We start from the raw sequence: 13,399 nt of genomic DNA on the forward strand, positions 1-13,399 counted from the left end.
AAAGGCCTGATCGCATGAAGCATACCGCCCGCCAGCTTGTCACTGTTTTGAGTTTTACCGCTTTGGCCGCAACTGGCGCGGCGGCGACCGATCTGCCGCAGCTTGTGAAGAAGGACGGCCGCCACGCCCTGATGGTCGATGGCGCGCCGTTTGTGATGTTCGGCGCACAGGTGCACAACTCCAGCAATTACCCGCTGGCCTTGAGCAAGGTGTGGCCTGCCATTCAGGACATGAACGCCAACACCGTAGAGATTCCCGTGGCGTGGGAACAGATCGAGCCGGTCGAAGGCAAGTTCGATTTCAGTTACGTCGACACCTTGCTGGCGCAGGCGCGCGAGCACAAGGTGCGCCTGGTGCTGCTGTGGTTCGGCACCTGGAAGAACACCGGCCCGCAGTACACGCCGGAGTGGGTCAAGTTCGACAACAAGCGCTTCCCGCGCATGGTGGACAAGGACGGCAAGTCGATCTACTGCCTGTCGCCAAACAGCGAGGAAACCATGAAGGCCGACAGGAAGGCCTTTGTCGCGCTGATGGAACACATCAAGAAGGCCGATGCGCCGCAACGTACCGTGATCATGATGCAGGTCGAGAATGAAGTCGGCACCTACGGCTACGCGCGCGACTTCGCGCCCAAGGCGCAGGCGGCGTTCGAGCGGAATGTCCCGCAGGCCGTGCTGGATCATAAAAAACCGCCGGTGGCGCTGGCAGCCAGCGGCAGCTGGAAGCAGGTCTACGGCGACTACGCCGACGAATACTTCCACGCTTACTCCATCGCCAGCTATATCGAGGAAATCGCCAAGGCAGGGCGCGCCGTCTACAACCTGCCGATGTACGTCAACAATGCGCTGCGCGATCCGCTGGAGTCGCCGGTGATGCCGTGGAAGGGCAACTTCGCCAGCGGCGGCCCGACCTTCGACGTGATCGATATCTACAAGGCGGCCGCGCCGCATATCGACATCGCCGCGCCGGATGTCTATGCGCCGGAGTCGGACAAATTCAATGCCACGATGGACCGCTTCCAGCGTGTGGACAATGCGCTGATGCTGCCGGAGATGAGCAACGCCGCCCAGTACGTCCGCTATGCCTACCTGGTGCTGGGCCGTGGTTCGCTGGCCTTCTCGCCGTTTGGCATCGACTACGCTGACTACAGCAATTTCCCGCTGGGCTCCAAGGCCACTGACAAGACGATGGTGGCGCCGTTCGGGAAGATCTACGCAGCCTTCCGGCCGATGGAACGCCAGTGGGCCAAGTGGGCGTTTGAAGGCCGCACACGCGGCGTGGCTGAAGGCGACGACCGCAAGCCGCAGACCGTCGCGTTGAAGAACTGGACGGCCACCGTCAGCTTCCGCATGTGGCAGTTCGGCGATGCGGAGTGGCTGGCCAAGGTCAAGGATGTGCCGGCGGATACCGAGCTGCCGAATGGCGGCGTGTCGATCGCGCAGATCGGCGACAACGAGTTTATCGTGGTAGGGCAGCATGCGCGTGTGAGCTTCGCCAGCAGCGACGGCAAGCCATCCATGCTGGCGCGGGCGGAGGAAGGACACTTCGACCCGTCCGGCAAATGGATCATGGAACGCAACTGGAACGGCGACCAGACAGATTACGGCTTGAACCTGACCGGCAATCCGGTGGTTCTCAAGGTCAAACTGGGTACTTACTAAAAATACGGAGATTAAATGCGATTCAAATCGATAGTGCCGGCAGCATCGTGCCTGGCGGTGATGGTGTCGGGCCAGGCGCTGGCGGGCACGTTTGAAAAAACCGCCAGCGGTGTGGTGGTGAAGCCCGATTCCGGCGCGGCCAAAGAAGTGCGGCTTGAAGTCATGGGCGATAACATCATCCATGTGATGAAGCTCGATCGCTCGGGCAAGGAACTCACGCCATCGCTGATGACGGTGGCGGCTCCTGTCAGCGGTAACTTCAGCGTTACGGCGGCGGGCAAGGATAACGTCACGCTGAAGGCGAAGCAGATCTCGGTGGCGGTGTCGCTGGCGACCGGCCAGGTGCAGTTCTTCAATGCGGCCGGCAAGGCCTTCCTGAGCCAGGCGTCGGAGAGCATGGCGCCGGTCGATATCGACGGCAAGCCGTTCATGGCGGTCAAGGAAGGCTTCAACCACGGCACCAAGGATGCTTACTACGGCCTGGGCCAGCACCAGAACGCGCAAATGAACCTGAACGGCGAGGACGTGCTGCTCATGCAGCACAATATGGCGATCGCCGTGCCCTTCGTCGTCTCGGACAAGAACTACGGCGTTTTATGGGATAACAATTCGATCTCGCGCTTCGGCGACGCCAAGCCGTACGGCCCGATGGTGCGCGACCTGAAACTGGTCGACGACGAAGGCAAGGCTGGCGGCCTGACGGCGCGTTACTACGTCGGCGGCAAGCTGGTGCTGACCCGCCACGAAAAGGACATCGCCTACCAGTACCTGAAGGACGTGGCCGAAAACTGGCCGAAGGAACTGGGCCCGCTTAAAGCGCTGAACAATGTCAAGGTGGTCTGGGATGCGACGCTGAGCTCCGACAAGCCGGGCGTGCACAAGATGCAGCTGTACTCGTCGGACTATGCGACGTTGACAGTGGACGGCAAGCAGGTCATGGACGTGTGGCGCCAGGGCTGGAACCCGTGGTATCACAATTTCGAGGTGAAGTTCGAAGCCGGCAAGCCGGTCAAGCTGCACCTGGAGTGGAAGCCGACCGGCGGCATGGTCGCCATCACGCACAACGATCCGCTGCCCGATGCGGAACGCCATTCGCTGACCTTCTCGTCGGAAGTCGCGCAGAGCATCAACTACTACGTCATCAACGGTGACAGCATGGACAAGGTCATCGCCGGCTACCGTCACCTGACCGGCCAGGCGCCGATGATGCCGAAGTGGGCCTACGGCTTCTGGCAATCGCGCCAGCGCTATGAAACGCAGGAGCAGCTGCTCGGTGTACTGCGCGAGTACCGCAAGCAGGGCTGGCCGGTGGATAACATGGTGCAGGACTGGTTCTACTGGCCGCAGGATCAATGGGGCTCGCATGATTTCGACAAGGCGCGCTTCCCTGATGCTAAGGCGATGCTGGACGAGGCCCACAAGGCCCATGCACGCGTCATGATTTCGATCTGGGGCAAGTTCTATTCGAACACCGACAACTACAAGGAGCTTGCGGCCAAGGGCCATATGTGGACCAAGAACGTCGAAGACGGCGCGCTTGACTGGGTAGGCCCCGGCTACAAGAACAGCCACTACGATCCGTACACCAAGGAGGCGCGCGACATTTACTATCGCCAGATGAAGCCGAAGCTGATCGACCTGGGCTTCGACGCCTGGTGGATGGATAACACCGAGCCGGATGTGTTGTCCAACACCCGTCCGGCGGACTTCAAGAAGCTGGTCGGGCCGACCGTGTATGGCGGCGGCGAGATCACCTTCAATCCGTATAGCCTGATGCATACCGAGGGCTTCTATCAAGGCCTGAAGCGCGACCAGCCGGACACGCGCCAGTTCATCCTGTCGCGCTCGGGCTTCGCGGGCATCCAGCGCAATGCGGTCGCGGTGTGGAGCGGCGATACGGCGAGCCGCTGGAATAATCTGTATGACCAGATCTCGGCCGGCGTCAGCATCTCGATGTCGGGCATTCCGAACTGGACGCACGATATCGGCGGCTATGCACAGGAGACCCGCTATCAGGTGGGCGATGTCGGCTCGGCGCAGGAGAACCGCGCCACCGGTGCGGCCAAGGGCAATGCAGAGGACATGAAGGAGTGGCGCGAATTGAATTTGCGCTGGTTCCAGTTCGGCGCGTTCTCGCCGCTGTTCCGTTCTCATGGCGAGGTGGTGAAGCGCGAGATCCACGAGATCGCGCCTGAAGGATCGCCGATGCGCGATTCGATGGTCTGGTACGACAAGCTGCGCTATCGCATGATGCCTTACATTTACTCGGCCGCCGCCGATATCCATTACGAATCCGGCTCCATCATGCGCGGCCTGGTGATGGACTTCCCGAACGACGAAGCGGTCAAGGATATCAAGGACCAGTACCTGTTCGGCCACAACCTGATGGTCGCTCCGGTGTATGTGTACGGCGCGCGTGAGCGCAAGGTCTACATGCCCAAGGGCGCAAGCTGGTACGACTTCTATACCGGTGAAGTTTACACGGGCGGCAGCACGGCCGCGATCAAGGCGCCGGAGACCCGCATGCCTTTGCTGGTGAAAGCCGGTTCGATACTGCCGATGGGACCAGTGACGCAGTATGTGGACGAGAAGCCGGATGCGCCGGTCACCCTCAACGTCTACACTGGCGCCGACGGGAAGTTCAGCCTGTACGAGGACGATGGCGTGAGCAATGCCTATCTGCGTGGAGAGTCCAGCCGCATCCCGCTGAGCTACAACGACAAGACCGGCGTGGTCACCATTGGCGACCGCGTGGGCCAGTACAAGGGCATGGTCGGCAAGCGCCAGTTCAAGCTGCGCTTCATCAAGGCCGGCGTTTCGAGCTCGGACGATTTCGATGCGTCCGACAAGGTCGTCGCTTATGAGGGAAAGTCGATCACGGTCAGGAAATAAGATGGTTCGAAACATGTTGATCGCGGCGAGCCTGCTCGCCGCGCAGCTGTGCGGCGCGGCGGAAACGCGCGACCTCACGCTGCGTTACGACCGGCCCGCGCCCGATACGGCGCAAGGCTGGGAGCAGGAGGCGCTGCCGATCGGTAATGGTCGCATCGGTGCGATGATCTTCGGCCAGCTGGCGCGGGAGCGCGTCCAGTTCAACGACATCACTTTGTGGACCGGCGACGATAAGGCGATGGGCACCTATCAGCCGTTCGGCGACGTCTACATCAACCTGCCGGGGCACGAGCAGTCCACCACGGCCTATGCGCGCCGGCTGGACATCGGCCAGAGCCTGCACAGCGTCAGCTACACGCACGCCGGCGTCAGGTTCAAGCGCGAGGCCTTCGCCAGCTATCCGGCGCAGGTGATCGCGATGCGCCTGAGCGCCGACAAGCGCGGGCAGTACACCGGCTCGATCGAGCTGGCCGATATGCACGACGCGCAGATCACGGCGCAGGGCAACCGCATCGTCGCCACGGGTTCGCTGCGCGGCAAGGGGCAGGCCTCCAGCAACGCGATGGACTACGCCAGCCAGGTGCAGGTGCTGAACGAGGGCGGGGCGATAGCGATCGATGGCAACCGGATCACTTTCACCGGCTGTGATGCGGTGACGCTGATACTGGGCGCAGGCACCAGTTACGTTCTCGATCATGCGAAGAAGTTCCAGGGCGAGCATCCACTGCCGCGCGTGACGGCGCAGGTCAGTGCCGCGGCGCGTCCATGGGCGGTGCTGCTGGCCGAGCACCAGAAGGATTTTCACGCGCAGTTCAATCGCATGAACGTGGACTTCGGCAGCGCCGTGCCGGAACGGCGCGCACTGCCTACCGACCAGCGGATCGCCACCTACACGGCGGAGGGCAACGACCCAGGTCTGGAGGCGCAGTTCTTCCAGTTCGGCCGCTACCTGCTGATCTCCAGCTCGCGCGATTCGCTGCCCGCCAATTTGCAGGGGCTGTGGAACAACAGCCTCACGCCGCCGTGGAATTCTGACTACCACACCAACATCAACATCCAGATGAACTACTGGCCGGCGGAACCGGCCAACCTGTCGCAGAACGCGCTGCCGTTTTTCGCGCTGGTGCAGGGCGTGGCGCCGGTGTATCGCCAGCTGACCGCCGACACCTTCGTCACCAGCGCCGGCAAGCCGGTGCGCGGCTGGACGGTGCGCACCGAATCGAATCCGTTCGGCGCCATGGGCTATGTGTGGAACAAGACCGGCAACGCCTGGTATGCCCAGCATTTCTGGGAGCACTATGCCTACACGCAGGACAAGGCCTTCCTGCGCAAGGTGGCGTATCCGATGATGAAGGAGGCGGTGCACTTCTGGCAGGACTATCTGAAGCAGCTGCCGGATGGCCGCCTGGTTGCGCCGCTGGGCTGGTCGCCGGAGCATGGGCCGATCGAGGACGGCGTGACCTACGATCAGGAGATCGTCTGGGACCTGTTCAATAACACCGTCGAAGCGGCCGATGCGCTGGGTGATGACCAGGCGTTCCGCGCGCAAGTCGCCGCCATGCGCGACAAGCTGGCAGCGCCGCAGGTGGGCAGCTGGGGCCAGCTGCTGGAATGGATGGACGAGAAAAAAGATCCGGTGCTTGATACGCCGGGCGATACGCATCGCCACGTGTCGCACCTGTTCGGACTTTACCCAGGCCGTCAGATCTCGCCGACGCAGACGCCTGAACTGGCGGCCGCCGCGCGCAAGTCGCTGGAAGGGCGCGGCGATGCAGGTACCGGCTGGTCGATGGCGTGGAAGACGGCTTACTGGGCGCGGCTGCTGGATGGCGATCACGCCTACCAGATGCTGCGCGGGCAGCTGGCCAAGCCGGGCGCGCGCGCCGCGCAGCAGAGCGGCAAGGGCAGCGAGGGTAACAACGCCGGCGGTACCTATCCGAATATGCTGGACGCGCATCCGCCGTTCCAGATCGACGGCAACTTCGGCGCCGTCGCGGCGATCTGCGAGATGCTCGTGCAGTCGCAGACCGGCGAGATCCATCTGCTGCCGGCGCTGCCGTCGGCCTGGCCTGCCGGCTCGGTCAAGGGCTTGCGCGCACGCGGCGGCTATGAGATCGACGTGGCATGGGTTGGCGGCAAGCTGACTTCTGCCACCATCCGGCGCGCCGCCGGCTCAGGTCCCGGCAAGGTGCGCTACGGCGACAAGGTTGTTGTGCTGAACCTGAAGGCCGGCCAGAGCAAGCGGCTGGCGGTGGGGCTGTGATGCGCCACCTGTTGTGTTGCCTGCTGTTGGCGCTGTGCCGGCTGTGCGCTGCGGAGGTCACGCAGGTGCAGTACCTGAGCGGCACGGACAAGGATCACCGCGTGGACTGGGAGTTCATGGTCAACGGCGGGCGCAATAGCGGGACCTGGAAGACCATTCCGGTGCCGTCGAACTGGGAGATGGAGGGCTACGGCACCTACCGTTACTTCAGCGACTGGGAGAACGATCCCGCGCCGGACAATACCGGCGTCTACCGCCATACATTCAAGGTGCCGGCCGACTGGCAGGGCAAGCATATCGACATCGTCTTCGGCGGCGCCATGACGGATACGCTGGTGAAGGTCAACGGCCAGCCGGCGGGGCCGGTGCACCAGGGCGGGTTTTACGAGTTTCGCTACGATATTTCGGCGCTGCTGAAGCCGGGCGAGGAGAACCGGCTGGAGGTGACGGTGCGCCGCTACTCCGCCGACGCATCCGTCAATCGCGCCGAGCGCAGCGCGGATTTCTGGCTGTTCAGCGGCATCTACCGGCCGGTATGGCTGGAGGCCGCGCCACAGCACCATATCGAACGCGTGAGCCTGGATGCGAAGCACAACGGCGACTTCGACGCGGACGTGCTCATGGCGGGCGGGGACGGCAAGGTGGTCGCTCGCGTGTTCACCCTGGACGGCAAGCCGCTGGGCAGGGACATGAGCGCCGGAGCGGCGGACGGGAAGGCGCATGTGCATGGGCAGGTCGACCGTATCATCCCCTGGTCGGCGGAAGTGCCGCAGCGCTATCGGGTGCGCTTCCAGCTGCTGGCCGGCGGCCGGGTGGTGCACGAGATGGACAAGGTGATCGGCTTTCGCACGGTCGAACTGCGCAGGCGCGATGGTCTCTACGTCAACGGCGAGAAGGTGCGCCTCAAGGGTTCGAACCGCCATTCCATCTGGCCGACCTCCGGCCGCACCACCAGCAAAGAGCTCAGCTACCTGGATGCGAAGCTGATGAAGGACATGAACATGAACGCGGTGCGCATGTCGCACTATCCGCCGGATGCGCACTTCCTCGACGTGGCGGATGAAGTTGGCCTCTACGTGATCGACGAGTTGACCGGCTGGCAGAAGGCCTACGATACCGATGTCTCCACGCCGCTGGTGCGGGAGCTGGTGCAGCGGGACCAGCATCATCCATCGGTCATCCTTTGGGCCAACGGCAACGAGGGAGGTTTTAACCAGGAGCTGGACCGCCTGTATCCGATATGGGATGTGCAGCAACGGCCGGTGATCCATCCGTGGGCGAATTTCGGCGGCATCGATACCGCGCACTATCCCGCCTACGATTGCTGCGCGACGTCGCTGTTCCATGGCCGCGACGTGTTCATGCCGACTGAATTCCTGCACGGCCTGTACGACGGCGGCGCCGGCGCCAGCCTGGACGACTGGTGGAAGGCGATGCTGGCCAATCCGCTCAGTGCCGGCGGATTTATCTGGTCCTTTGTCGACGAGGGCATCGTCCGTGACGACAAAAACGGCATGATCGATGTCGCCGGCAATCTGGCGCCGGACGGCATACTCGGACCTTACCGGGAAAAGGAAGGCAGCTTCTACGCGATCAAGAAAATATGGTCGCCGGTGTATTTGCCATTGTCCGAATTGTCGTCGCTGGCGCCGACCTTCGATGGCCGGATCGTGCTGGAGAACCGCTACGACTTCGGCAACTTGAATCGGATCAAGCTAGGCTGGAAGCTGGTGAAGTTCGGCGCGGATGCCGGCCACACTGTCGTTGCGCAAGGCAGCGCCAGGGCGCCCGACGTTGCGGCCGGCATGCGCGGCACCACTCGCATCGACCTGCCGCGCGACTGGACACAGCAGGATGCGCTGTACTTCACCGCGGTGGACGCCGACGGCCGTGAAATCTATACCTGGTCGTGGATGATCTCCAGCGCGGAGCAGGTCGCGGTGCGCATGCAGCCGAAGGTGCGGGCGGCAAGCACCGCCACGTTGACGGAGCTTGCCGACGGCTTCCTGCTGCGCGCCGGCGCGGTGAACGCCATGATCGACAAGGCCACCGGCTATCTGCGTGAACTGAAAAAAGGCGATGTCGTCGCGCCGTTGACCAATGGTCCGCGCCTGGTGGCCGGTACCGCCGCGTTGAAGTCGATACGGGCAGCCAGCGAAGGCGGCGATGTCGTCGTGCAGGCCGAATACGATGGCAACCTGCGCAAGATAAGGTGGCGGTTGAACGCCGCCGGTACGTTGAGCGTCAACTATGCCTATCAAATGGAAGGCGGCAAGCCGGTGGATGCGCTCGGCGTCAGTTTCGACTATCCCGAAAAGCAGGTGCAGTCGATGCGCTGGCTGGGGCGCGGGCCTTATCGCGTATGGAAGAACCGCCGGCAGGGCGTGGAATTCGATGTCTGGAACAAGGCCTATAACGACACCGTCTCGGGCCTGTCCTGGAACTATCCGGAGTTCAAGGGCTTCCACGACCAGGTCTACTGGGCGCGCCTGGCGACGGCCGGCTTGCCGATCACCTTCATCAATCACACGGACGATATCGCCCTGCGGTTGTTCACGCCGCGCGAGGCGAGCGGCGAAGGCTTCGAACCGAAGGCCACGCACGTGGACTGGCCGCCGGGCGACATCTCGTTCCTGAACGCGATACTGCCCATCGGGACCAAGTTCCACGCGCCGGCGGAACTGGGGCCGGCAGGCCAGCGTTCCCGCACGCCCAACCTTGGCGTATGGCTGGAAAATACGATCGATATCGTCGTGGGGGACTGATGGGCCACTAAGCGGCGGCCGTGAGCCAGGCACGATAGCGCCTGGTCAGAAGCGCCATGCGGAACTGGCCGATGATCATGGTCAGCAGCGGCGAGTAGCGGCGAGCCCGCGCCGTGTCGCCGTTGCCCAGTGCCCGCATGCGGCGTTTGACCAGCGCCATCGCGGCCACCGACGCCATGGTCTTGTCTTTCCATTCCAACGGCGGCGGCAGCGCCGTCGGCTCGCGGCCTGCGCGCCATTGCAGCGGCAGGTCCGGCACGTCGGCCAGCGCGGTCGCGATGCCGGCGACGGCGATGCCGCTGGCCAGCACCTGCTCGGCCACGGCCTTGCGGGCGATGCCGCCGGTGGTCATGACCGGCATGCGCGCCACAGCCGCCAGGTCCTTGGCGAATTCCAGGAAGTAGGCTTCACGCGCAAGCGTGCGGCCGTCGATGGTGCGGCCCTGCATGGCCGGGCTTTCGTAGCTGCCGCCGGACAGTTCGATCAGGTCCACCGGCAGCTCGTTCAGCAGCAGCACGACTTGCTTGGCGTCGTCCTCGGAGAAGCCGCCGCGCTGGAAGTCGGCCGAATTCAGTTTGATGGCTACGCTGAAGCGGGGCGACACGCGCGCCCGCACCGCGCGCACCACCTCCAGCAGCAGGCGTGCGCGGTTCGCCAGGCTGCCGCCCCAGTTGTCGCGGCGGCGGTTGGTCAGCGGCGACAGGAACTGAGAGATCAGGTAGCCGTGCGCGGCGTGGATCTGCACGCCGTTGAAGCCTGCCTGTTCGGCGGCATGCGCGGTGGCGGCGAAGCGGTTGATGACTTCCTCGATCTGCGCGGTGCCCATCTCGACCGGCTGTGCAAACAGCTTGCTATGCTTGCCCATGTCCAGCGCCACCGCCGACGGCGCCCAGGCGTTGCCGCCCATGTTGGCCATCACCTGGCGGCCGGGGTGGTTAATCTGCATCCACACCTGCGCGCCTTGCTGGCCCGCCGCCTGCGCCCATGCCCGGAACGGTTCCAGCGGCGTGCCCGCTTCCAGCACCACGCCGCCCGGACCGGTCATCGCGCGGCCGTCGATCATCACGTTGCCGGTGATGATCAGGCCCACGCCGCCCTCGGCCCAGTTTTGGTATAAACGGTTTAGCGCGGGACCGGGCAGCTGGCCCGCGTCGGCCATATTTTCTTCCATCGCGGCCTTGGCCAGCCGGTTGGGGAGGGTGCTGCCGTTCGGTAGCGTCAGTGCGGTGAACATCATGTCGGGTCCGGGCTTGGTGTAGGAAATGATGTATCCTAAGATTGAAGTTCACTTTAAGGTCAAGCGATAAATGAAAATAGGCGAATTGGCGGAGCGCTCGGGCCTTGCGCCGTCGGCGATCCGCTATTACGAGAAGGCTGGCTTGCTGCCGAAGGCGGCGCGTGGCGCCAATGGCTACCGCGTCTATGCGGAGACGGCGCTGGAGCGCCTGCACCTGATCCAGATCGGCCAGAACCTCGGCTTCACGCTGGAGGCGATCCGCTCGGTGTCGCTGCTCGAAGGCGTGGCTTTCCAGGATGGGCTGCTGCACAACCTCGATGCGCGGCTGGGCGAGATCGAACACCTGATGCAAACGCTGCGCACCCAGCGCGAGTCGCTGCTGGACACGCGACAGAGGCTGCAACAGTCCTGGGCGAACAATGAATGCCTGAGCAATGCCGACCTGGCGGCGCGCGGCCCGGCAAAGAGCTAGAAGCCGACGATGTCGCCGTCCAGCGGCATGTGGCTGCGCAGCTTGGACGCTTGCGGCGCGAGTTTGATCGTCGAGGTGTTGTTCAGCGCTTCGCTCTCGCTGCTGTGGCCTGCGGGCGTGTAGCTGTCGAACACGAAGGGCAGGCCTTGCGAGCCGGCGAAGCTGGCGTGGTCCGATACGTGGAAATGCAGGTGCGGAGCGCCGGCGCTGCCCGTCAGGCCCAGGCGCCCCAGCGCCGCGCCGCGCTTCACGTGCTGCCCTGGCTTGACCTGCACGCTGCCCTGGCGCAGGTGGGCGTAGTGGACGAATACGCCGGGCTGCACCTCCAGCACGACGAAATTGCCGTACAGGGCGCGGGCGCTCAGTTCTGCCGGTTCTTCCTGGGGCGACAAGGGTTTGTGGTCGGCGACGCCATCCCGCGTATCGCGCACCACGCCGTCGGCGACGGCCAGCACGTCGCTGTTCCAGCCGGTCCAGTCTTCCACCCGGCTCTCGGCCAGCTTTTCCACCGGCGCGCGCACTGCGTGGCCGTGGGCGTCCAATCCGAAGAAGTCGATGGCGTAGCGCTGCGGGATGGTCAGGCGGCCGTTCTGCGCGATCACGCTGCCCCAGTGGTGCGATTGTGCGTGGCCGGGGCCTTCGTCGACCAGCCACAGGCCGCCGCGCAGCGGTGGGCTCAGGACGATCGGCGGCCTGGCGTCGACCGCTACCGCGATGTCGTCGGCGGTTTGCGGTTCGCCCTTGGCGGTCTTGAAGGTCAGCTTGTGGCGCAGCGTGTGCGGCGCCGGGCGGCCGTCCGGCAAAGGCGCGGCGATCAGCAGCAGCGCATGCATGCCGCCGGCGATGGCGAGGCTGTTGTCGGCTTCCAGTTCCTTGTTGGGGCGAAGCAGGCCGGCCAGCGCGGCGCCGCTGAAGGTGGCCAGCGGCTTGGTGTCGCCGTCGGCGTAGACGGTGGCCTCGGTCAGCTTCAGCACACCGGTGTCGGCGTAGAAGTTGCCGATATCGAGCTCGTAGTAGAGGCGGCGCACGCCATCGCTGCCCATCACCGTTTGCGGCGCGTGCAGCGCATGCGCTTCGACCGGCGCCTGCGAGGCGGCCCCGGTTCCCGCAGCGGCGCAGGCCAGCAATAGCGCCAGCGCGGCCGGCATGATGGACTGCGTTAGGCTGGGACGGCGCATGGCGTGAGGACTCCGGCTGGTGGCGATGCACCGACAGTGTCACACCGCCGTTGTCCTTGTCAATCGGCCGTTGTCAGTCGGTGGTGACTTCGGTGTCGGCCAGGAAGTTGACGATGGCCGGGTTGACCATGGCGCCGTGGGTGATCGGCGCCATGTGGCCGCCGCGCGTGTGCACGGTGGCGGCGTCGGGCAGGGCGGCGGCCAGCGTTTCGGCCAGCAGGCGGGTCGAGGCCGGGCTGTTGGTGCCGGACATGACCAGCGACGGCATCGTCAGCGCCGACAGATCGTCCAGCGTGGCCGCTTCGCCCAGTAGCGCCTGGAAGTCCAGCCGCACCTTGGCGATCATGGCGGCCATCTTGTCTTGCGCCGCCGGCGGCGCGGCGTCGAAGGCGCCGGGACGGTTCCAGTAGTCGATGAAGATGCGGGTGGCGTCGCGGTCCTGGTCCGCGCCACAGGCGTTGATACGCTCCACCACGGCGACGATTTCGGCGCGCGCCGGATGCTGCGCCGGCAGCAGGTGGAAGGCCACCGGCTCGAACAGCGTCAGCGACAATACGCGCGCCGGCATGCGGCGCGCCATGTGCAGCGCCGAGGCGCCGCCGAAGGAGTGGCCGATCAGGTGGAAGGCCTCGCCCGGCTCCAGGCGCGAGGCGACGGCGGCGTTGACGGCGTCCACCTCATGCGCCAGCGTGTGGACATAATCGCCATCGACGTCGGCCGGGAAGGGCGAGGCGCCGTAGCCGAGCAGGTCGACGGCGATGCAGCGGAAATTGCCTTCGAGTTCAGCGATCAGGTCGGCCCACTGGGCCTTGGAACTCATGGAGCTATGCAACAGTACGACGGCTGGTTTCATTTTCGACACGGCAAAAAAACGGAGCGCGTATTATACCGGCTCTTGAGAACCGGACCGGGCAACACCATGTGTGGCCTA

The 13,399-nt window shown here is 64.5% G+C and carries 8 protein-coding genes; 5 read left to right on the forward strand and 3 right to left on the reverse strand.

Going from position 1 to position 13,399, the window contains the following annotated elements; translation table 11 throughout:
• The first annotated feature begins 14 nt into the window (after positions 1-14).
• The 4 genes from AC07OK_RS16255 to AC07OK_RS16270 are packed head-to-tail and all read left to right on the forward strand — an operon-like array spanning position 15 to position 9,581.
• Complete coding sequence (locus AC07OK_RS16255) at positions 15-1,661, forward strand: GH35 family beta-galactosidase (RefSeq protein ID WP_494691287.1); 1,647 nt, start codon at positions 15-17, stop codon at positions 1,659-1,661.
• Positions 1,662-1,676: 15 nt separating this feature from the next.
• Positions 1,677-4,553, forward strand: coding sequence for a TIM-barrel domain-containing protein (locus AC07OK_RS16260; protein WP_494691288.1), 2,877 nt, complete (start codon positions 1,677-1,679; stop codon positions 4,551-4,553).
• A 1-nt stretch (position 4,554) separates the two neighbouring features.
• Positions 4,555-6,816, forward strand: coding sequence for a glycoside hydrolase family 95 protein (locus AC07OK_RS16265; RefSeq protein WP_494691289.1), 2,262 nt, complete (start codon positions 4,555-4,557; stop codon positions 6,814-6,816).
• On the forward strand, positions 6,816-9,581 hold the full coding sequence (locus AC07OK_RS16270; protein ID WP_494691290.1) for a glycoside hydrolase family 2 TIM barrel-domain containing protein: 2,766 nt from the start codon (positions 6,816-6,818) through the stop codon (positions 9,579-9,581). Before AC07OK_RS16265 ends, AC07OK_RS16270 begins: the two co-directional genes overlap by 1 nt.
• Before the next feature lie 7 nt (positions 9,582-9,588).
• Here AC07OK_RS16270 and AC07OK_RS16275 read toward each other — a convergent pair whose 3' ends face one another.
• Positions 9,589-10,818 carry an NADH:flavin oxidoreductase/NADH oxidase family protein gene (locus AC07OK_RS16275; RefSeq protein ID WP_494691291.1) on the reverse strand — a complete coding sequence of 410 codons (1,230 nt, stop codon included), beginning with the start codon at positions 10,816-10,818 and terminating at the stop codon, positions 9,589-9,591.
• Between the two features lie 70 nt (positions 10,819-10,888).
• Here AC07OK_RS16275 and AC07OK_RS16280 point away from each other — a divergent pair, with 70 nt between their 5' ends.
• On the forward strand, positions 10,889-11,290 hold the full coding sequence (locus AC07OK_RS16280; RefSeq protein WP_494691292.1) for a MerR family transcriptional regulator: 402 nt from the start codon (positions 10,889-10,891) through the stop codon (positions 11,288-11,290).
• Here AC07OK_RS16280 and AC07OK_RS16285 read toward each other — a convergent pair.
• Together AC07OK_RS16285 and AC07OK_RS16290 are read right to left on the reverse strand one after the other, a co-directional pair.
• Complete coding sequence (locus AC07OK_RS16285) at positions 11,287-12,468, reverse strand: M23 family metallopeptidase (RefSeq protein WP_494691293.1); 1,182 nt, start codon at positions 12,466-12,468, stop codon at positions 11,287-11,289. The genes AC07OK_RS16280 and AC07OK_RS16285 overlap by 4 nt on opposite strands.
• A 73-nt stretch (positions 12,469-12,541) precedes the next feature.
• Complete coding sequence (locus AC07OK_RS16290; protein ID WP_494691294.1) at positions 12,542-13,321, reverse strand: alpha/beta fold hydrolase; 780 nt, start codon at positions 13,319-13,321, stop codon at positions 12,542-12,544.
• Positions 13,322-13,399: the final 78 nt, after the last annotated feature.

Source organism: Duganella sp. GW821-FHT07G03 (genome assembly GCF_059418605.1).

Coding starts and splice junctions, on each gene's coding strand:
- AC07OK_RS16255 (WP_494691287.1), top strand. CDS start 15: ATGAAGCATACCGCCCGCCAGCTTGTCACTGTTTTGAGTTTTACCGCT.
- AC07OK_RS16260 (WP_494691288.1), top strand. CDS start 1,677: ATGCGATTCAAATCGATAGTGCCGGCAGCATCGTGCCTGGCGGTGATG.
- AC07OK_RS16265 (WP_494691289.1), top strand. CDS start 4,555: ATGGTTCGAAACATGTTGATCGCGGCGAGCCTGCTCGCCGCGCAGCTG.
- AC07OK_RS16270 (WP_494691290.1), top strand. CDS start 6,816: ATGCGCCACCTGTTGTGTTGCCTGCTGTTGGCGCTGTGCCGGCTGTGC.
- AC07OK_RS16275 (WP_494691291.1), bottom strand. CDS start 10,818: ATGATGTTCACCGCACTGACGCTACCGAACGGCAGCACCCTCCCCAAC.
- AC07OK_RS16280 (WP_494691292.1), top strand. CDS start 10,889: ATGAAAATAGGCGAATTGGCGGAGCGCTCGGGCCTTGCGCCGTCGGCG.
- AC07OK_RS16285 (WP_494691293.1), bottom strand. CDS start 12,468: ATGCGCCGTCCCAGCCTAACGCAGTCCATCATGCCGGCCGCGCTGGCG.
- AC07OK_RS16290 (WP_494691294.1), bottom strand. CDS start 13,321: ATGAAACCAGCCGTCGTACTGTTGCATAGCTCCATGAGTTCCAAGGCC.